At 31.4% G+C, this 19,994-nt stretch carries 19 protein-coding genes and 2 tRNA genes; 3 read left to right on the plus strand and 18 right to left on the minus strand.

Translation table 11 applies throughout. The features are described 5' to 3' along the window. Nucleotides 1-18: 18 nt before the first annotated feature. The 16 genes from QM536_00770 to QM536_00845 all read right to left on the minus strand — a co-directional run bounded on the left by QM536_00770 (nucleotide 19) and on the right by QM536_00845 (nucleotide 14,569). On the minus strand, nucleotides 19-1,281 hold the full coding sequence (locus QM536_00770) for a hypothetical protein (GenBank protein MDI9355546.1): 1,263 nt from the start codon (nucleotides 1,279-1,281) through the stop codon (nucleotides 19-21). Between the two features lie 44 nt (nucleotides 1,282-1,325). Continuing rightward, nucleotides 1,326-1,856: a hypothetical protein gene (locus QM536_00775; protein ID MDI9355547.1), complete on the minus strand. Its 531-nt coding sequence runs from the start codon at nucleotides 1,854-1,856 to the stop codon at nucleotides 1,326-1,328. Next, a complete protein-coding gene (locus QM536_00780; GenBank protein ID MDI9355548.1) occupies nucleotides 1,846-2,256 on the minus strand; it encodes a hypothetical protein in 411 nt (136 codons plus the stop codon). The genes QM536_00775 and QM536_00780 overlap by 11 nt, the downstream gene beginning before the upstream one ends. A 198-nt stretch (nucleotides 2,257-2,454) precedes the next feature. Then, nucleotides 2,455-3,006 (minus strand): YcxB family protein, encoded by a 552-nt coding sequence (locus tag QM536_00785; GenBank protein MDI9355549.1) that lies wholly within the window; start codon nucleotides 3,004-3,006, stop codon nucleotides 2,455-2,457. 450 nt (nucleotides 3,007-3,456) lie between these two features. Continuing rightward, nucleotides 3,457-3,825, minus strand: a complete 369-nt coding sequence (locus QM536_00790) for a YccF domain-containing protein (GenBank protein ID MDI9355550.1) — start codon at nucleotides 3,823-3,825, stop codon at nucleotides 3,457-3,459. Nucleotides 3,826-4,324: 499 nt separating this feature from the next. Then, nucleotides 4,325-4,398, minus strand: a tRNA-Arg gene (locus QM536_00795). Between the two features lie 162 nt (nucleotides 4,399-4,560). Continuing rightward, nucleotides 4,561-4,649: transfer RNA gene (locus QM536_00800), tRNA-Ser, on the minus strand. 170 nt (nucleotides 4,650-4,819) lie between these two features. Further along, nucleotides 4,820-5,572 (minus strand): cytochrome c biogenesis protein CcsA, encoded by a 753-nt coding sequence (gene ccsA, locus QM536_00805; protein ID MDI9355551.1) that lies wholly within the window; start codon nucleotides 5,570-5,572, stop codon nucleotides 4,820-4,822. A gap of 10 nt (nucleotides 5,573-5,582) precedes the next feature. Then, nucleotides 5,583-8,114 (minus strand): DUF5686 family protein, encoded by a 2,532-nt coding sequence (locus tag QM536_00810; protein MDI9355552.1) that lies wholly within the window; start codon nucleotides 8,112-8,114, stop codon nucleotides 5,583-5,585. A 13-nt stretch (nucleotides 8,115-8,127) separates the two neighbouring features. Then, nucleotides 8,128-9,330 carry a PDZ domain-containing protein gene (locus QM536_00815; protein MDI9355553.1) on the minus strand — a complete coding sequence of 401 codons (1,203 nt, stop codon included), beginning with the start codon at nucleotides 9,328-9,330 and terminating at the stop codon, nucleotides 8,128-8,130. A gap of 74 nt (nucleotides 9,331-9,404) precedes the next feature. Further along, nucleotides 9,405-10,421 carry a site-specific DNA-methyltransferase gene (locus tag QM536_00820; GenBank protein MDI9355554.1) on the minus strand — a complete coding sequence of 339 codons (1,017 nt, stop codon included), beginning with the start codon at nucleotides 10,419-10,421 and terminating at the stop codon, nucleotides 9,405-9,407. Beyond that, nucleotides 10,418-11,191, minus strand: coding sequence for a DpnII family type II restriction endonuclease (locus tag QM536_00825; GenBank protein ID MDI9355555.1), 774 nt, complete (start codon nucleotides 11,189-11,191; stop codon nucleotides 10,418-10,420). Before QM536_00825 ends, QM536_00820 begins: the two co-directional genes overlap by 4 nt. Nucleotides 11,192-11,389: 198 nt before the next feature. Beyond that, the gene (locus QM536_00830) at nucleotides 11,390-11,527 is read right to left on the minus strand and encodes a hypothetical protein (protein ID MDI9355556.1); all 138 of its coding nucleotides are present in this window, start codon (nucleotides 11,525-11,527) and stop codon (nucleotides 11,390-11,392) included. Further along, nucleotides 11,524-13,368 carry a hypothetical protein gene (locus QM536_00835; GenBank protein MDI9355557.1) on the minus strand — a complete coding sequence of 615 codons (1,845 nt, stop codon included), beginning with the start codon at nucleotides 13,366-13,368 and terminating at the stop codon, nucleotides 11,524-11,526. The genes QM536_00830 and QM536_00835 overlap by 4 nt, the downstream gene beginning before the upstream one ends. Before the next feature lie 110 nt (nucleotides 13,369-13,478). Next, the gene (locus tag QM536_00840; protein ID MDI9355558.1) at nucleotides 13,479-13,730 is read right to left on the minus strand and encodes a DUF983 domain-containing protein; all 252 of its coding nucleotides are present in this window, start codon (nucleotides 13,728-13,730) and stop codon (nucleotides 13,479-13,481) included. Nucleotides 13,731-13,825: 95 nt separating this feature from the next. After that, nucleotides 13,826-14,569, minus strand: a complete 744-nt coding sequence (locus QM536_00845; GenBank protein ID MDI9355559.1) for a DUF2490 domain-containing protein — start codon at nucleotides 14,567-14,569, stop codon at nucleotides 13,826-13,828. 477 nt (nucleotides 14,570-15,046) lie between these two features. Here QM536_00845 and udk point away from each other — a divergent pair, with 477 nt between their 5' ends. Genes udk through QM536_00860 form a run of 3 tightly spaced genes read left to right on the plus strand, consistent with a single transcriptional unit; the run spans nucleotide 15,047 to nucleotide 16,630 of the window. Further along, nucleotides 15,047-15,664, plus strand: coding sequence for a uridine kinase (gene udk / locus QM536_00850; GenBank protein ID MDI9355560.1), 618 nt, complete (start codon nucleotides 15,047-15,049; stop codon nucleotides 15,662-15,664). Beyond that, nucleotides 15,664-15,987: a Rieske (2Fe-2S) protein gene (locus QM536_00855; protein ID MDI9355561.1), complete on the plus strand. Its 324-nt coding sequence runs from the start codon at nucleotides 15,664-15,666 to the stop codon at nucleotides 15,985-15,987. The genes udk and QM536_00855 overlap by 1 nt, the downstream gene beginning before the upstream one ends. A gap of 16 nt (nucleotides 15,988-16,003) precedes the next feature. Next, a complete protein-coding gene (locus QM536_00860) occupies nucleotides 16,004-16,630 on the plus strand; it encodes a 4'-phosphopantetheinyl transferase superfamily protein (protein MDI9355562.1) in 627 nt (208 codons plus the stop codon). 8 nt (nucleotides 16,631-16,638) lie between these two features. Here the strand turns inward: QM536_00860 and QM536_00865 are convergent, their stop codons facing one another. Beyond that, nucleotides 16,639-18,969 carry a TonB-dependent receptor gene (locus tag QM536_00865; GenBank protein MDI9355563.1) on the minus strand — a complete coding sequence of 777 codons (2,331 nt, stop codon included), beginning with the start codon at nucleotides 18,967-18,969 and terminating at the stop codon, nucleotides 16,639-16,641. A 387-nt stretch (nucleotides 18,970-19,356) separates the two neighbouring features. Beyond that, a partial coding sequence (locus QM536_00870) for a T9SS type A sorting domain-containing protein (GenBank protein ID MDI9355564.1) occupies nucleotides 19,357-19,994 on the minus strand: 638 nt, incomplete at its 5' end.

Consider the following 19,994-nt stretch of genomic DNA (forward strand, 5'->3'; position numbering starts at 1 on the left):
TGTTTTTTTTGTGTTTTTTTATGTTTTTTGTTTCTTTTTCTTTGCGGATGGGAATAAAATATTATTTAAGATGAGTCTATAACCGGGTGAGTTTGGAAATAGATTTAGGTCTGTTGGGGGATCCCCTACTAGGTGTTGATAGTCGGATGGATCATGTCCTCCGTAAAAAGTCCAAAATCCTTTTCCAAATATTCCATGTATATATTTTGCTTCTCCAACAGATTTATTTTCTCCCATTATTATTACATCAGATTTTATGGTACTATTTCTGAAAGCTGTTGTTTGTCCCATAAAAGATTTAATGATTTTTTCATGGTTTTGTGTGAGCATTGTTGGTATAGGGTCCCATTTTGCGCTGAACTCAAATAGGTTAAAGTAGTCGTTATTTTCTAATACTCCTCTTTCTGATGGTTGCATATCTATGTTTGAGTATTCGTAGATATAAGGGTTCATTTCTAATATAAAGTTAGTGAATGCGAAAGTATTTTGAAAATGGAGTTTGGATTGTGCGTTTCTATCAGCGGGGTCTCCATCGTACATGTTTTCACAAATATCTATTCCTTCGGCTGCAAGTGCTATATCGTAGGTATCTGTGGCAGAACACATTGCGAATAGGAATCCGCCTCCTGATACAAAATCTCTTATTTTTTTTACTACGGATAGTTTTAGAATGGATACTTTGAAAAATCCGTGTTTTTGAGCGGACATTTCATATTCTTTTTGTTGTTCTATATACCATGGGTATACGGAGTATGATGCATAGAATTTTCCATATTGTCCTGTAAAATCTTCGTGGTGTAGGTGTAACCAGTCGTATTTTGGGAGTTCATTTTGCATTACTTCATCATCAAAAATAGTAGTATATGGTATTTCTGCGTATGTGAGTACTAATGTAACTGCATCGTCCCATGGTTGTTTACTTTTAGGAGAATAAACAGCTATTTTGGGGTGTTTTTCTAGTCGCATCGCATCCATGTTATGGGAGTTGTCTGCTATTGTTTCTAATATTTCCTTTGCTTCGGGGTCGGATATAACTTCGTATTTTACTCCTTTTATTATCATTTCATTTTCTATCTTTGGATGGTATTTGAATAAGAAACTACCTCCTCTATAGTTTAATAACCAATCTATTTCTATTTCATTAGTGAGTACCCAATATGCTATTCCATAGGCTTTTAGGTGATTCGTTTGTGAGGCATCCATGTATGTTATAATATAAGCGGCTTTACTTTCGAGTTTTATAAGGAGGGTAGAAAGTAATAGGAAACAAAGTTTTTGCATTGGATGAATGATAGGTATAGTATGGGTTAGAGTTATTATGTATTTTAGTTATTTTTTTTCAATTGGTATTGGATAGTACTACTTGCAATGCCAAAATCATCGGGAAGTGTTATGTAAGGGGCTACTTCTTTGAGCCCTATTCTTATCATTGCCATGTGATGAATGGTATGGTCTATATTATATACAAGTTCTCTGTAGTAGTTAGAGAATATTGTTTTTTTTGTGCTGTGTTCATAGTGTTCGTTTATCATGTAGTTTATTTCCATTGATACTACTTCGTTTTTTTTATTATTACTTAAAAAATAGATTATATTCTGTAACACTGTGGATGCAAAGAATTGGTCTTCTTCTATGTCGGTGCTTCTTTTTCTGTTATCATAATTTAGTATGCCTGTAGATATTCCTTCCATTAGGCATTTATAAAATTCTAGTATATGACGTATATGTTGTCCGATAGTGGCATCGTTTAGTACGGCTACTTTTCTTTTATAATCGGGTTCTTTTATTTTTTTTAGCACGTCGTCTATATCTATAAGTGTTTTTTTTGCGACATCTATTATTTTTTTATGTAGCATTTATATTAGATGTTGGTAATGGTTGTGGAAAAAAGTTTTTAATAATTGGTATTTTTCTTTTTTCTATGAATACAATAGATGCGCATGATACAAAACATATTATTGATAGTAAAAAGAGATATCCTCTGTCTCCCTCTATAGTAATGTCTTTTCCTGCAATGGAGATAGTTCCTTGTGGTATTATTCCTATTATGAACAAGTGAGTGATGATTGCTCCTTTCATAAGACCTATTCCTAATATGGCTCCTATCCATGATGTTGCTTTTGGAATAAGGAGTACAGCGGCTACAAGTTCCATAATAGCTGTAAAGTATCTTATAAAGCTTTCTTTATCTGGGTTTCCAAAAGCGAACTCGGATACTTTTCCAAAAATATAACGCGATTCATCTGCCCCACTCATTTTAAAAAATAATGTTTGTAAAAATATTATAGCACAAATTACACTAAGTATAAAAAGTTTGTATTTTTCAAAAAAATTCTTCATTTTTTTTATTTTATGTGTAAAAATTATATTTGATGATGGTAATTAATAATAGTAGTATGATTGCTGAGTATTTTATTTTTGTATAATAAAAATAATTTCAGAAATATGTGATTATTATGTTTTTTCTATTGTGTTTTTATAAGAAAAAAACTTTTTTACATAAAAAAATATATCGTCTGTATGATATAATTTTTTTTGTTTGATTATTGATTCTATAAATTTTATATCGTTGGGGTTAGTAAATATTTTATGGGGTAGGTGTATAATATGAAGAGGGCTAAAAAATAGTATAAAGCTGTCTTTCGTTACAATGGTCCGTTGAATTTCATTCCATTTGAGAGATGTTCCTTCTTTAATATTATACTTTATTATAATTTGCTGGCTGTTTATTTCATATGATACTTTTTCAAACCATTTTTTCAAACGATTAAATTTAGGTTTATCTAAGTGAGGTATTGCTAATAGTTGGAGGTACCAGAATAGATGGTATATAATGAGTAGAATAGTAGATACTATGGACCACCACCAGGAGGGTAGTATTATGCAGGGGAGGTTTAGAAATATATATATAAGATTTACCCACCAAAATTTTATAAATATATTTTTGAAAGTTATTTTTACGAAAATTGAATTTGGTAGTTGGTATTTTTTTGTTTTTATAATCATTTGTATTTTGGAAAATGGATATATGAGTGTAGATTTTATTTTTGAAAAGTAATTTAGTAATATTAACACATTAATTGCAATATCATTATAAAATGATGGTAATATTTTTTTGTTTTTAAATTATTTTGAAAAATAACAATAATTTTATGAGTACCTGCGATTACTGAGTGTCGTATAAAAAATTTCTGTAGATATGGTGGTAAACCAGTGGGGAATATAGATATATTGTAGGGAATTCAAAAGAGAAAGCACACTCTTGTTATACTCCGAAGGGGTAAAATGCTATTCACATCATACATGTTAAATATCCTACATAACCCATGCTATATTGTTATCCAAAAAGCTGTGATTGTCTATTCTTTTTATTTAAGAGGGGTTCTAAAAATTCAAATCCTAAAAACTGTATCCCTTAAAAATCAATTTTTAGAACCCACCTTATGTTTGTATCTTTTATGTTTCTAAAATAATGGAAGAGCCGAATGGCATTAATGAAAGTTTTGCCATTTTAAACCATTGTAACCCAAAAGGGATACCTATAATGGTAATACAAAATAATATTCCCAATAAAAAAGAAAGGATAGAAGTTTTTAGTCCACCAAAAACGAGCCAAAGAATGTTCAACAACAAAGATGTGCTACTATTATCATATTCTATTCTTTTACCGAAAGGAAAAAATAAAAGAGAGCTAAACTTGAAACACTGAATTCCTATGGGGATTCCTATAATAGTTATGCACCAAATAATACCTATACCAAACCACAGCAAACCTAATATTGCTCCTCCAAGTATAAACCAAATTATGTTTAATACAATTTTCATACTATTTTTGTATATTTTCTGGGGTAGTTCTAAAATAAAAATCGATTTATAATTTTGAATTATTTCGATTTCATATATGTAAAAAATAGATAACCATATACATATTGCAAAAAACAGAAAACTTTTTACTTTTTTTCACAACAGATCTTATGTATTATCCAGTATTTTAAAAATAATTTTATAAAATAGTTTTTTTTTTAACTTACCATAAATATTTTTCTTAATTCTATGAGGGTGTCCGAAAAATTCTTTTTACACAAATACTTAATTTTAAACCTATTGATAATCAAAGAGTTACAAAACTACAAACGTGCTAAAAGCAACTTTTCGGACACCTTCATTAATGTTGTTCTCATTTTTTTAAGGTGGGTTCTAAAAATTGATTTCTTCAAAAAAAGTAGAGGTGTAGTGCATTACGTCTCTACTATTGATTTTTAAGGGATATATTTTTAGGATTTGAATTTTTAGAGCTTCCTTTCAAATAAGTTTTTACAAGAAGTGATCTCGGAAAGATTCGAACCTTCGACCTACTGCTTAGAAGGCAGTTGCTCTATCCAGCTGAGCTACGAGACCATTATATAAATAATTTTATTTATAGATAATGAGGGTGCGAAAAGTTTTTTTTGCGCAAATATTTAATTTAACTCTATTGATAATCAAAGTGTTACAAAACTACAAAGGTGCCAAGAGCTACTTTTCGGACACTCTCATTAATTATTGTTGGGTATATAAAAGCGGAGAGACCGAGATTCGAACTCGGGGTACCAATTGCTTGGTACCGCAGTTTAGCAAACTGCTGGTATCGGCCACTCACCCACCTCTCCTTTTTTAATTTCTGGAACTATTTGCATAATAGTATTTTGAAAAGAACTATTCCAAATAAAAGAATTTTTATCTATCAAAAATGATTATTTTTGTAAAAAAATGGTTATTTTTGGAATAAAAATGCGATTTTAGTGCAAAAATAGGATATATCTTTTGCAAATACTTTTTTTTATCTTTTATTTTCTAAAATAGAATGGATAATACGTATTCTCCACCTTATACAGGCTATCCAAAAACCGAGCATGGTCCATCCTATAACTGCTGTATAAAAAACTTTTCGTAAGTTATTATCCAAATCGTAAGCGTTAAATCCAGGATTTCCTCCGTTACCAGGGTGGAGAGAATCGGACATACGGGGAAGTATAAATAGTAATGGTATCAGTATAGAAAAAGCAAATATATTGTAAACACTACTCGTTCTTGCTTTCAAAGATTCATCTGTTAATGATCCTCGCAAAACAAAATAAGCGGCATATATTAAAAGACTGATTGCGGAAGCGTTTTGTTTCGGGTCGTTGCTCCACATTTCTCCCCATGTATATTTTGCCCAAAACATGCCTGTAATTACCCCTAAAATTCCGAATATAAATCCTACATTTGCAAGCTCTACAGAAAGATAGTCATATTTTTTTTGAAGGGTAGATATATATTTTATAGCATAAAAAACCGATGCTAAGAATAGAAATATCATTCCAAACCACATGGGTACATGAAAATGAAGTATCCTGATAGTTTCATTGAGTATTGGTAATCTTGGTACAGGCATTAATAGTCCAGCGATACATGTATATACTAAGAGGGAAAAAGTGGTTCCTTTCCATATTTTTGTGTTTACATATTTTTCGATAAAAGTTTTATTAGTGTTTATCATAATAGTAATAGTATTTTGGTGTTGAAGCATTAGAAATGAGTTATAAAAAATGGAAGTGGGTTTAGAAAGTAAATCTATACCCTACTTTGACAGCGAATATTGTGGCATTGGGGTATTCTTCAGTATTTATGTATGTTAACCTATGGAGTGCTATTATGCGGAAGAATTTGAATATATTTTCTACTCCGTATCCTATTTCTATGTATGGTTTTATGTTGAAGGTTTTGAGGTTTACGGAGATGTCTTTATTAACTTTGGTAAGTTCAAAGTTTTCAGGGGCTATATGTCCAAGGATGATATTGGTAACGAATATGAGCCGTATTCCTGTTTTTTTGATGAGAGGTATGCTATTCACAAATAGTCCTTCGAAGGAATGGTACCATCGAAGTGCGATGTATTTATCATTGATAAATTCGAAGTTACTCATAAGGTTATTACCGTAGGAGAAGTAGAGATAAGGGCTTGGGCTTCCGAGTTGTATTTTTAATAAGGGATAGGGTAATTTGTTAGGTATCCATGTAGCATTTACTTCAAAGAAGCTGAGTCCTAATACTCCCATTTTTTGTCTTTTTTCGAGTTTAAAAGAGAATTTATGGTAATTAAAAGTGCTTCCTAGTATTTTTAATCCTACGGAATATGCAAAAGTAATCACAGCTCTTGGGCTGGTGCTGATACTGTTTATATTAGTTCTTATTCTATTTCCATTAGAAATAAGAGCATCGTCTAAGCCGAAGGTTATTTGAGCATTTAATTCGCTGATAGATATTTGAGAATAGCGAGTTGTGGTGGTATTGGTATCGGATATGATAGTTTTAGTATATTGAAAGTTGTTAGAAGAATGGGGGTTCAGGTATTCATAAGTATAATCAAATTTTATTTGCTTTCCTTTTCCTAAGAATCGGAGGTATGTTAGTTGGTTTGATTCTTTATAAAATGGTTTGACGAGAGTTCCTGATTTTGAGAAAGTATAAAATAAGTCTGTAAAATCTATATTTTCACGTAAAGCCCATATATGTTGTATGTCTTTGGAGTGTATAAAAGAAATTTCACTCCATGGGTTTCTATTAAAAATATATCTTATTTGTCCTCTGTATTTAATCTCACTATCTAAAAAACCGTATGCTATATTTGCGGAGAATTCCCATTTTCGTGAGAAATTAAAACTGGTTCTTCCTCCAAATCCTATCCTGATACCTTCTATATTATTGTATGCAGCAGTATAAGAAACGGGTCCTATATCGAAGTTTTTATGAATATTTATGTATCCTGTAGAGAGACCTCTCAGTATTTCAGTATATGTTCTTACTATGGGAATTTGTACGAGGGTATCTACCATTTTATAGACGTTTTTTTCTTCTTTGGTAAGGGTGTCGTATCGGGATTTTTCCCAATATTGTTTGTTATCTTCGTGGGATGTATCAGCTTGTACTACTCTTCGTTGGTAAAAGTTATCGGGATGTGGTTTATTTACTACAAAGTTTTTAGATACTACGTAGAATTTTCCTACCATACTTGCTGTATTTGCTGAAACTTCGCTCATATCTACGAGGACTCTTGTTTTAGATGGTAGCCAAGCTCCATCGTTTGTAGTGGGTTGGAGTTCTTGTTGGATTTTTATTTTATCTATAAAGTTGATATTTGCTGATGGGTCTACATTTGCATCTATTTGTTTGAGAGCGAATGTATGTTTATCTATCCATATAGTTCCTCTAAAAGCGAGGTCGCTTTCTCTTTTAGGGTAATATTCTATTTTATAGCAAGAGGTATTATCTACTATAGCAGTGGTGTCGGAGAGTTCGTAGTCGTAGTAGAATTTCCAGCTGTCTGCTATGGGAGATACGAATTCTTTATTTACGATATTTACCCAATTTTGGTAGAAGTTATAGTCTTGAAAAGAAGCACCTATCATTTGGTTTATTGGTGATCCTTCGTTTACACCTGGTCCGGAGGCGTGATTTTTTAAGATGTATTCGTATTGGAGGAGTGGATTTTTTTTATAGTGATATTTAGATATTGTTTCAGAGAAAAATACGGGCAGTATTGCGGATCCTTTTTCATCTTTCATCTGTTGTATGCTATCCAGAACTTTTTTTATTTTGTTTACTATGGTTGTGTTTCCCAAACTTTGGGATATATTATTTAGGTCTAATTCTACTTTTGTATAAGAATCGTATTCATATGCGGAGAGGTTTCTTTTATCGTGTTTTTCTTTATTTTTAATGCTGTTTCGTATTATTTTAAAGGCGGGGTTTTCTTTTGCTTTAAAAACTATTTCTTTGAGGGCAATTATTTCTTCGGATAGTTCGAAATGAATAATTTGTTCTGTGCCGATAGTAATTTTTTTTGTTTTTTTCACATATCCTGTGTAAGAAGCGGTAAGAGAATCTTTTGGAAGAGGTTGAGTAGTTTTTAGGTAAAAATTTCCATCAAAATCTGTAGTGATTCCAATATTTGTATTTTGAAAAACAACATTTACAAAAGGGATGGGGTTTCCTGTTTTTGATTCTATTACTTTTCCTGTTACGGTAGTTGTTTTTTGAGCATAAAGGGAGGTGAGCGGAATGAACACTATAAAAAATAAAATGCGTTTCATATTTTTTGTATAACTAAAGTATTTTTTTGAGGATAAATTCTTTTATTATTATTTGATTTTTTCTTTCTAAAACGAGAATAATTTTTCTTTTGTTTTGGGATCGAAATAAAGTATTTATATATTCTATATTTTTATTTTGTAGGTTTACACCGTTAATATAGGTGATTATGTCTCCTATCATAATACCTGCTTCTTTGGCAGGGGATGCCTCTCTCACGTTTGTTACTACGTAGTTATTAAGGGTTTCACCTATTGCAATGATAGAGAGTCCACTCATATCATAATCAGTATGATAATTAGGATTGGTTCGTTTTTGGAGGTACAATTTTTTATGAGCATAATCTATTGCGAAATTAAAATGTGTCATAATTTCACTTCCGATAAGTCCTTTTCTTTTTGTTGATAGAGAGGTATCTATGTAGTCGGGTACAGAAGCGATGCTTTTTTTAAAACGGTAATGCTTCCATTTTATTTTTTTTACTCGACCTATTTTTCCGGGGATTTCACCGCCAAATCCTGTTCCTACTACATCTTTCATCCAGTCGGTTGGTATAGTAAAGTATTGGTTATTATTTTCTAACAGCAGTTGTTTATTAAACCCTATGTCTATCATAAAAGATGCTTTTTGTTTTTTTGATCCTATGGTAATAGTTGTTTCTATATGTGGTTTTTCATTTTCTAAATAAATGGGGATAGAGGTATAAAAAAAATTCTTTTTATAGGACTTTGGGTTATGAAGTGTGAGTATTTTTTGATCGTAATTTATATCTACCACAAAATACTGAAATATATCCGATCCTATAATTCCATGTATATGTATTCCTAAATGGTTATTGAGGTTCATATAATCTTGGTCTAATACTAAGGCTTGCGATCTCCATATTTCTACGTCTCCTATGCGAAAAGAAAATCCTGATATCACTCTTGCAAAGAGGGTATCTTGGCGACCAACGCCAAAAAAATAAATATGTTTTCCTAGTATTACGGGTAGATTCTGCACAAGCGAAGCATCAGATACCATGATATTTTTTACTCCTGTATCTAAAATAAAATTCTTTTCCTCGCCATCTGCTATAAGAACTTTTAATACTATCAGATTACTATGTAGTTCAAAAGGAATAGATACTGATTTCTTCCCTTGTGGTAAAAAAAAACCTATTTTTTGACTCCAAACAGTATGTGTAAAAAGTGTCAAAAAAATAAAGAGGACTCGCATTTTCTTATGGTATTAAAAATCTGATATAATACATATTTTATGGGCTTGTTTGTATTTCTTGTATGGTCGTTGTGTTATATCTTATATGCTTTATTTTCAATCGTTTCTATTTTACTATTAAATAAATCTGGTAATTTAGCTTGTTTTTGTTCCGTTGTAAAACTTTTTATTGGTGTTGAAATACTTACATTTGATTGTAAAATAATCGGTTGTTTGTCAATTTCTTCAGCTTTGGGTGGAATATAAAAATATTCTTTTAAATACTTCCAATCTTTATCTCTGATTGTTACAATTTTGTCAAGATAAAAACTAATCCAAAATTGTCCAACTTTTGAATTTGGTTCTTCTTGTTGCAATTTATTTTCTGTTATTTCCACATAAGTTTTATCAAGTTCCAATCCTATATAATTTCTACTTAATCGTTTGGCTGCTAAGGCTGTTGTTCCTGTTCCGTTAAAAGGGTCTAAAACAATATCGTTTTCGTCTGTTGTCATCAAGATTAGACGTTCTAATAAATGCAAAGGTAATTGGCAAGGATGGTCGTCTCTGTATTTATTATGTTTCATTCTGTGAATATCAGTCCAAACATCTGAAACCAAAGGACCAAAAGGGTGTAATAAACATTTTTTCCCGCCGTAATCTTTTGCTAAAAATGTTGATTTCCTTTCTCGTTTATGAGGATATCTAACTTCGTAAAACTTTAATTCTTTGGCATTTTTTGCATAAAATAAAATTCCGTAATGATTTGGTTGTAAGATTTTTCCCATTGGTGCTGTTGGTGCGTCCCAACTTATCCAATGCTTAAAATCTGCAATTGTATTCAAATGTGCAGCATAAAAAGTCAACCATTTTGGAATATTATGAACAAAAATTGAACCTGTTGGTTTTGTAATTCTTACCATTTCAGAAATCCATTTTTCGCACCAATTAATATATTCTTTAACTTGCAAACTATCTTTATATGAATTGTATCCTTTTTTTAGATTAAATGGTGGGTCTGCGAAAGTCATATCAATCGAATTGTCCGGAATATTTTTTAATAAATCCAAACAATCACCTTGTAATATTTTATTTATGTAGTTTTCAATCATTTCAATTCTTTTTTAAGAGTTTTCTTAAATCGTTCAATTTCGTTTTTGTGAAATGTGAAAACATCGTCATAAGCTGTTACCATTCGCATTAAATCTCCTTTACGAACATACCAACCAATTCCGTCAACAAAACCAATAAATTTTGCTTTCGGATAATATTTTGTAATTAAGTTTTTTATACTTCCTTCGGTTTTAGATTTATCTCCTTGTCCCGATGAAGTAGTTACAAGAAATAAGCTTTCAATTATTATTTTTGGTTTTTCTTTTGATGGAATAATAAAATCCATCGTTCGTTTTGCAACTTTTTCTTTTGCAAAAAGTTCGTCTAAATCACCTTTTTCAAAAGGAATTTTTAAGTCTTTTAAAATTGTAGCAATGTAAAATTCAGGATTATTTTCTGTTTTTCCCGAATAAGAATCTTTTTCTTTGTATCTTACAAGTGTATCAATCAGTGCAGGAATTTCAAATTTTAGTTTTGAAATACTCAATTTTTTGAGTTCAAAAAGTGGTAAGGTTTGTGCCAAAAATGGAATTGTTGAACCTTCAAAAAACAAATTTACAATACCTTTGCGAAAAAAAGTATTATCTTTTATAAGTTTTGTAATTCTGCTATCTCCCCATTCAGATATTTCTTCAATTTCCTGTTTATCAGTCCATTTTTCTTTAAAAAGCAATTTAGACAATTCTTTGTTATCTGCTACTCTCACAACTGTAATTAAGCATTTTAAACTTTCGTTTGCAAAACCTGTTAAAGAAAGTATTTTTCTCAATTACAGTGCTGAATTTAAATTGATTAATATTTTCTGTTTTTTTCACTTTTTATTATTTTTATTGTTCAAGTATTTTGCAAATTTAATCATTTTATTGTAAATGTCAATATTAATCAATCTGTAAAGTTTTAATAGCATATAAGGTTATAATAAACAACCCATTTTTAGAACTCTTTATAATAATAGTAGATTTTTATATCACCGTTCTTTTATACCCAAATCAATTTGGATGAGAGTGTCCAAAAAGTCCTTTTTATATACATACAGCCCTTTTTTTGTTTGTATGTATAATAAAAAAAGGGCAGACCTGCGTGTCTGCCCCTGCATATACTTCATGATTTATAATTCTTTTTCCACCAATCTTTAAGCTGTTGCTGTTCGGTGGTACTGTTTTTGTTCTCCGTAAGAGAAAATTTCTTTTTATCTATTAACAGAGCAGGAGCAGAAAGTTTTACCTTCTTTTGTTTTCCCTTTATAATTCTTATTACTACAGCGGTTACTTTATCTCCGTCATGTGTTTTTGCTTGGTATTGAGCAATAATCTTTTCACCGTTGAGAGAATGTATTTTCATTCCATTTAGTTTATAGAGTATATCTCCTGCTTGATATCCCATTTGCAATCCGAATGCGTTTGCCTGAGAAACATCCGTTATTTTGATACCTGTATTCTTTGTATCAGACTCAAAAGATATATTTCCCATAGAAGCAACTTTTAGAACGGTATCTGTATAATGGTATCCTATTTTATGAAAAATTTCTTTGAGGGGGAGAGGGTTTTTTCCTTCTACATATTTTGTAAAAAAATCTCTTATTTCCGGAAAGGTAAGTGCAGTTATTTTATCAAATAAAATATCATCAGCGAAGGACTTATGTTTTCCATATTCTAAAGAAAGGTCCTGAAGTAATTTCATAACAGAATACTTTCCTTTTGAAAGTTCTCGCAGTTTCACATCTAAACATAATCCTATTAAAGCACCTTTTTGATACACATTTCCATACTCGTCTTTATATTCTTCTAAGCATTTTTGACTCATAACAGTAAAAGGGACAGTGTCATTATAGTTGTTTTTACTGTATTGGATTTTGTCTGTTATTTCTGCAAAATAATCTTGTTCGGTGAGAATATTATTACATATCTGGGCATGGGTAGCAAAATATTCTGTTACTCCTTCGTACATCCATAAATGTTTTGACATTTGAGGAGCAATAAAATTAAAATTTCCTATCTCTTCCGAATGGATATTGAGCGGTGTAATGATATGAAAAAACTCATGTGCGGCTATATCTCTAATAGATCTGGAGAGAGCAGTAGAGTCCTTTATTTCAGGGAAAGAATACACACTAGAATAAGAATGCTCTAATGCTCCATAAGATCCTGATTTTGAATGCCCAGGGAATATATGAATGATAAAGGCATATTTTTCTATGGGTAGAGTGCCTCCCATATAATTTTTTTGTGCATGTAAGACCTCCTGCACTTCTTTTGCAACGGAATGGGAGGATAAAAAATTATTTGGTGAAAATACAGAGATGAGAATAGAAGTTCCTCCCAATACAAAAGTAGTAGTATCAGGGATATTATACATCAGGGGTGCATCTACTAAAAAATTATAATTCTCTGCTTCAAAAATATCTATATATCCTTGTTTTTCTTTGAGAAGAAGAGAGGTGCTACCATAGAATTTTTCGGGATGCTCTACGGAAAGTTGATACGGTGTGTTCTTTTTTCCATCTATATATCCTATAAATCCGTGTGTATTGAGCAGAAAAAAAGTATCTTTTTGAATACTCGTTCCTGCGGGTTCAAAAATAACATTGTCTTTGTCTGTGTCATAGGAATCTTCTACCCAATACTCTATTGTCTTGAGTTGTTTTGCGTTTTTTATAAGCCATCTGTTTTCATCTAAAGAATCTACTTCTAAGGGTTTTCCAAGAGAATCGTACGCATAAAAAGATGATACAAATCGACCGAAGTCATAAATAGAATATGTTCCTGGAACTATTTTAGGAATATGATATTCTACTTCATTTTTTGATATTGGAGGGGGTTGTATTCGCACCTGTATCTGATCATTTTTTACTTTGTTCAGATTAATATATACTTTATAGCCCTCTTGTGCTTGTAGATTTTGAAAGCAGAGAGCGGCAATCATAAAAAAAATAATAGTTCTGTTCATTTGTTACTTTGTATAAGTGAATAAAATTATTTTGTTGATTTTGATATTATATAAAAAGAGAGTGAAAATTTATAATGGTTGCACATATTTTTTATAATGATTAAAGATGTTTATTTTCCCCATATATAGAGATATACTATTCGGGAATATCTATAGTTAAAAGGTGAAAGCAATAGTATGATGAGAGTTATAGTAATTATGTAGTCCCAGTTGCTTGGAGAATGAAAGAATAAAAACACCATACAACTGCTTGCAAAAGCTATTGCTACTGAAAACATATAACTTATATACATTGCTCCGTAGTAAAAGCCAGGTTCGGGTTCAAAGGTATAATTGCAAACAGCACATTTGGTGTTTGTCATAAAAAACTTTTTAGTAAAAATGTAATTTGCAAAAAAAATATTTCCTTTTTTGCAAGAAGGACATTTTCCTTTTATAAATGCAGTGTATATGTTCATTATTCTTTTTTATTGAGATTAACATTATAATTTATTTGTAAAAGAGCGCCTGTATTGTGTTCTGCTAAAGTGCCTGCGGGTTGTTTTATGAGTAATTGATGGAGAACACCCACTTGAATAGAAAAATCTTTTGTAAATTGATACCCAGTTCCTACAAAAATTCTATTTTGATCGGGATAATTATAATCTACTTTATTTCCTATACTGATAAAAGCCTCATCCCATACACATACATAGAATGTTTTTGCCTCCATTGTAGGTTTATTGAGAGGAATATTACCATATATTCTGTACCGAATGCGGAACTGAACATTAGAATACCCCAAATAAGTACTATCTGCATTGCTGTGGTCTTGAATAAAACGTTCCTCAAGCCGTAATCTATGATTGATAGATATTCGGGAGGCAGTATGTTTATAAAAAATTTGTTGCCAAATTCTTATTTCATTGTTGATAAACTTTGTGGGTTGTTTTCCATATTTATAATTTACAAAATAGCCCATTCCAAAAGGAACTACAGAGAGAGCATTACTCACATACATATCCAACCCCAATCTATAATATTGCTGTTGATTTTGAAAACCTATCATACGCTGTTGCGCATCGCCTGTGAGTCCAAAGAGAGGATGCAGTTTTATATTTGTATTAAAAGAAAACCAATAGAGGGGTTGGATAACGCTTTGTGCATTCCCTGAAAAGGAAAGTATACCAAAGCAAACAAAAAGATTTTTTTTTTTGAGCATAAAAATATGTGTAATTGAGGTATTTTGTATGTGATAAGGTGACAATAGATAAAAAAATAAGTAACTATGTATACCGTATAAAAAATTGTTATAAACAAAATAATACATAATGTACGTAGTATCTCAAAAAACTCCTAAAACCTTGAGTAGTAAATGGGTTCAATATATTATTAATACATGAATATATTGTGTTTTCGTATATATTAGATAAAAAACATTAATTATTCATTATAAAGTATAATGTATGCAACAAAGATGTGAGTCACAATGTAGTTTATATACACTTATACACTATCTATTGATGTGATTAAAATATCTAAAAAAGTAGACACGGAATATCTGTAATATATAAAGTTTATTATATAATTATCAATATATTTTAAAAACGAAAATAATTTAGGTAAAAAAATTATCTCCTTTAATATAAATATTTATTATACTTTACAATAATAACAAAACACATCATATATTTATCTTATGTCTTATACTATTGGTATTACAGGGGGGAGTGGTTCGGGGAAGACGAGTTTTTTAAATAAACTATTAGAGCATTTTACAGAAAAAGAAATATGTTTGGTTTCATTAGACAACTACTATAAGCTACGTGAGGAGCAACCTTTGGATGAAAAGGGGGTGAAAAATTTTGATACTCCCGAGGGAATAGATTTTTCTCAATTACAATATGATTTAAAGGAACTGATGAAAGGCAATGTGGTATCCAAAAAAGAATATACCTTTAATAACCCAAATAAAGTTCCAAAAGTATTGACTTTTACTCCTGCTCCTATCATTATTGTGGAGGGTTTTTTTATTTTTTATAAGCAAGAAATAGAAGAGTGCATAGAACTCAAGATATTTATGGATGCCCGCCCCGATATTATGCTGAAGAGAAGAATAACCCGTGATGCTGTGGAGCGAGGCTATGATTTAGATGACGTTTTATATAGATACGAAAACCACGTCATACCTACTTATGAGAAATACATTAAGCCTCTCAAAAAAAAGGCGGATATTATTATTCCTAACCATACTTCTTTTGACAAACCTCTTGCTATCCTTTCGGCATTTATTCGTGAATTATTAAAAAAAAAGTGATGAAGCAATACTTGATTCCCATTTCCAAGGAAGAGGTTTTAGAAGAAATAAAAACAAATGGTTTTTTGAGATTATCTCTGAAAGAAATCCCGATTGCCGTTACATATTTTGAAAATACTTTTTATGCTTTTGATGATAGATGTCCGCATTTGGGATTTTTTTTGAGCAGGGGACATATAAACCCGCAGGGACAGGTGGTTTGCCCTCTCCATTCTTATAGATATAATCTCAAAAATGGAGAAGAGTGTATGCTTCGTGGAAAAAACCTCGTCTTTTTCTCTACAATAGAAACCGAAACAGAACTCTTTATTCAAATGCTCTAATAATACATATTCACCAATGCCAATAGTTTATATAAAAAAAATATACCCCAACTCCATACTTGGTATCTGGAAGATAGATGAAACCGAAGAAGCAATGCAACTACTCTCCCCTCAAAATTTTTCGGAAATATTTCCTTCTAAAAAGATAACCCATCCTCAAAGATTATTAGAATACCTCTCTGTTCGCATATTATTGCTCACATTATGTGATTCTATGGGGCTATTTGTTTCCAAATTTTATGAAGATCCCAAAGGAAAATTACACCATTTGGGGTCGACCTTTGAATTTTCGTTCTCGCATTCTTTTCCTTTTGCTTCTGTTCTTGTTTCCAATAGAAAAGTGGGAATAGATATAGAAAAACCTTCTGCTCAAATTCTTAAAATAAAAGATAGATTTCTTTCTGTGGCAGAGCAAGGAATATTTTCTGATAGTGAGGAAGCGTTGTGTATCGCATGGACAGCAAAAGAAGCACTTTATAAAATGTTAGAAGAGGATTGTTCTTTTCTCACTGATTTACAGATTATTTCTTATGATGCAAAAAAAAAATATATCCGAGCAAGGTTTCCCTTCCAAAATAGAGAGGCGCTTGTTCGTTTCTTTAGGTTTGAAAATGTGTATGTTACCTATACATTAGGTAATTAATTATAAAATTATTGATACGTCCATGTGAGCTGAACAGATATATTTCTCCCTATTTCATCTGCAAAATAACGAAATCTATTAAGATACTCTCGGTAAGATGTATTAAAAATATTATTTGCTTGGAATGAAACCTTGAAATAGTTTTTTCTCCACAAAAAATCAAAGCTCCCTTCCATATCAAACATATCGTATCCATTGGGTGGAGGTAAATAATCCTGATTTTCGGGAACTCTGTCTTGAGTTCTTATTTTTTTATACTTTATCCCTACCATTATTTTCTTATCTTTAGGTATTTTCCACGAATAAAAAAGAGAGTTTGTAAACCTATCAGCAGGAATATAAATGAGGTAATCATTTTGAGTGATGTCCATTGCTCTTATAAGTGATGCAGTAAATTTATATTCTAAGGGAGGAATTATTTTTACCGATCCTAAAAAGTCCAAACCACTCAAAAAAGCATCTGTTTGTTGGTAATGAAACACGGGGAATACTCCTCTGATGGTATAACGAAACTCTTTTTGGGGTTGTAGATATATATAATTTTGTATGTTCTGTACAAACACGTTTATATCGAATAACCAATCATTATGAGAGAATACAATCTGATTTGTCCATGTCCAAGATCTTTCTGCCTTTAATTTTTTATCCCCTTCTTCAATTCCTGCGGCGCCATGGTGAAGCCCCTGACTAAATAATTCATTTACATTAGGAGGTCGCCAACCACTGGAAATATGAGAACGAATATCCCAATACTTTGTGAGATGAACAGATCCTCCTAAAATAGCGGATATGTTTTGATACTGAAACTGGGGTGTGACAAGTTTTCCACTATCGAAAGTAAATACTTTTATGTTCTTCATATCGTATCTGCATCCAAGTTCTAGAGTAATTTTTTTTTGAAAAGAATACTTTTCTAAGAGAAAAAAACCAAAAGTAGCCGCATCATAATTAGGGACTAAGGGAATAATACCTGTTCCTGGTGTATTTGTATTCTGTTGAAAAATGGCAGATATACCTGCTTCTCCACGAATATTATGCAAAAGTGTATGTTCATAAGCTACATCAACAGAATGGGTATTCAAGACGAGGTCAAGCGAGGGTTTATCTGTATATTTGGTTCTACGAATGTCAAATTCCTGCCTCATATTATTTTGAAATCCATAGACAAAAAGCATTTTTCCGTACAAAATATCTTTTATTTCCACATTCCATTTGAATACATTGTGGGAAACGTACTGTTTAGGATTATCAATAGTATAAGAAAAATCTTTTATAATGAAGGGTTCGGAACTACTGAGGGCTTTCTGTAAATCAGTAAGGTTTCCTATATGAGCCGATGCAAGTATTCCCAAAGTAGTTTGGAATCTGCTATAAAAAACATCGCTTTTCCATTTTTTTTTATCTATACCTAATGCCCCCGAGGCGTTTAACTCCTCTACACCTGTGTTCGTAAGCATATATTTTGGTGAATGGAAGTCCCCACCTTTTTTATAAGAGCTTTGTAGTTTCCATCCTATGTTTTTATTTGCTATATTACCTCCTTCCAAAGCACCATTGAAAGCAACCATTCGTCCATTAGAACTTCCCGATACGAGTGTTTTTGTATGAATATCCTTATGATTATAAGGTATGGGAGATGGCTCTATAATTATAATTCCTCCCATAGCTTCGGCTCCATACTTTACTCCTGATGCTCCTTTTATAACAGAAATATTTTGTGCTGTGTTGGGATCTATTTCGGGCGCATGGTCGTTTCCCCATTGCTGCCCTTCTTGACGAATCCCATTATTAATAATCAGCACTCTACTTCCATAAAGCCCATTGACTATTGGTTTTGATATTCCTGGTCCCGTCTGTAACACACTCATACCTGGTATATCTTGCAGGATATTTGCTAAATTTTTACTAAAATTATTTTCTATGCCTTTTTGTTTCAATAAAGAAAATGCTTGGGAAGATTCTGTTTTTTTGTATGTTTCATCGACATCTATTTCTTGAAGCAACAATGTCCCTTCGTCTAATTCTATTATAAACTCATTTTTTTCTAAAGAATGGAGAGTCATTGTAAAATTTTGGTACCCTATATGTTGTATCTCAAGGGTATAGTTTTTTTTACAAATATTTTGAAATCTAAAAATCCCTTTTTCATCAGTCACTTCTCCTCTCTTCAATTCTTCTATCCACACTGTTGCAAATGGAATTGCTGATTGCGTATGCTTTGTTATAATTTTCCCTTGTATATCAAAAGAACAGGGCTGAGCAAAGGATACAAAAACTTGCAAAAACAACATTACAAATATTGCATAGAATGTATTATGTGTTTTTTTGTGTGTCCGCATATCTCTTTTTAGTACCTATTTATCTCTTATTTTTAATAATGAATGAAAAATGAATGAATCAGAAACAATGAGAGGAAAAGTTTTTATACAAATCTCGAAGAGATGGTATAGTTATAACAACGTATATACCATCAATAATTATAGAAAGTATAGTATATAATTATAAGTATATTTTGAAAACAAAAATAATTTCTGCAAAAAAATCTCATGTACATAGTAAATATCTATTATACTTTATATAAGTACCCCGATTATGTGAAGTAAATGGCATCTCTCGGGGTTGTAGATACATAGTTATATTTTTTATTGTTTTGGTGTTTGTTTGTAAAGGAATAAAAAAAAGAGAGCCTCTTTTTACAGACGCTCTCTTTTATTAATTATGAATTCTTAATTCTTAATTATTTTTTCACTTTTTAATACTTCTCCTTTTTTTCCATAGAGTATCAACATATATTCTCCTTTGTTGAGAGATTGTATATTTATTTGTACCCCCTTGTCTCCCAATACTAAAGTACCATCTAATCTATATAAAGAATATTTTTCTATTTGGACTGCACTTTTTATAGTGAGATAATCTTTGGCAGGATTTGGGTAGATATGTATAGCAGGGTTTTCTTTTTCTATGAAAGTAAGCGGATGAGAGTTTGGAAGTACCACGGTAATACTCTGCTCCAAAATGGCGGTTTTATACTGAGTATTTTCTTCTTGCTGTGCAATAATAGTAGCAGTGCCTTTACTTCTCGCAGTGGCGGTATTTCCCGTTATAAAAATGATTGCATCATCTGACGATATGAAAGAAATAGCAGCTGAGCTCTGAGAAGTGGCAGAAAGTATAAACACGTCTCCTACTGTTTTATTTCCTATAGGTGCAAAAGTAAGCATGGGATCTATTTTAACATAAGGGGTCTCTATGGTAAGTGTTTGTACTATATTTGCAGGTAAATAATTTTCATTTCCAGTTTGGTTCGCAGTTATTTCTACTGTTCCTGCTCCATGTATGCTCACTGTGTTATTATTGAGAGAAA

This window comes from Chitinophagaceae bacterium, from assembly GCA_030053935.1.
Taxonomy (GTDB): domain Bacteria; phylum Bacteroidota; class Bacteroidia; order Cytophagales; family JASGCU01; genus JASGCU01.

Bases quoted from the DNA above. Each gene is read 5' to 3' on its own strand.
- QM536_00770 (MDI9355546.1), bottom strand. From the start codon at position 1,281: ATGCAAAAACTTTGTTTCCTATTACTTTCTACCCTCCTTATAAAACTC.
- QM536_00775 (MDI9355547.1), bottom strand. From the start codon at position 1,856: ATGCTACATAAAAAAATAATAGATGTCGCAAAAAAAACACTTATAGAT.
- QM536_00780 (MDI9355548.1), bottom strand. From the start codon at position 2,256: ATGAGTGGGGCAGATGAATCGCGTTATATTTTTGGAAAAGTATCCGAG.
- QM536_00785 (MDI9355549.1), bottom strand. From the start codon at position 3,006: ATGATTATAAAAACAAAAAAATACCAACTACCAAATTCAATTTTCGTA.
- QM536_00790 (MDI9355550.1), bottom strand. From the start codon at position 3,825: ATGAAAATTGTATTAAACATAATTTGGTTTATACTTGGAGGAGCAATA.
- QM536_00810 (MDI9355552.1), bottom strand. From the start codon at position 8,114: ATGAAACGCATTTTATTTTTTATAGTGTTCATTCCGCTCACCTCCCTT.
- QM536_00815 (MDI9355553.1), bottom strand. From the start codon at position 9,330: ATGCGAGTCCTCTTTATTTTTTTGACACTTTTTACACATACTGTTTGG.
- QM536_00820 (MDI9355554.1), bottom strand. From the start codon at position 10,421: ATGATTGAAAACTACATAAATAAAATATTACAAGGTGATTGTTTGGAT.
- QM536_00830 (MDI9355556.1), bottom strand. From the start codon at position 11,527: ATGAAGTATATGCAGGGGCAGACACGCAGGTCTGCCCTTTTTTTATTA.
- QM536_00835 (MDI9355557.1), bottom strand. From the start codon at position 13,368: ATGAACAGAACTATTATTTTTTTTATGATTGCCGCTCTCTGCTTTCAA.
- QM536_00840 (MDI9355558.1), bottom strand. From the start codon at position 13,730: ATGACAAACACCAAATGTGCTGTTTGCAATTATACCTTTGAACCCGAA.
- QM536_00845 (MDI9355559.1), bottom strand. From the start codon at position 14,569: ATGCTCAAAAAAAAAAATCTTTTTGTTTGCTTTGGTATACTTTCCTTT.
- udk (MDI9355560.1), top strand. From the start codon at position 15,047: ATGTCTTATACTATTGGTATTACAGGGGGGAGTGGTTCGGGGAAGACG.
- QM536_00855 (MDI9355561.1), top strand. From the start codon at position 15,664: ATGAAGCAATACTTGATTCCCATTTCCAAGGAAGAGGTTTTAGAAGAA.
- QM536_00860 (MDI9355562.1), top strand. From the start codon at position 16,004: ATGCCAATAGTTTATATAAAAAAAATATACCCCAACTCCATACTTGGT.
- QM536_00865 (MDI9355563.1), bottom strand. From the start codon at position 18,969: ATGCGGACACACAAAAAAACACATAATACATTCTATGCAATATTTGTA.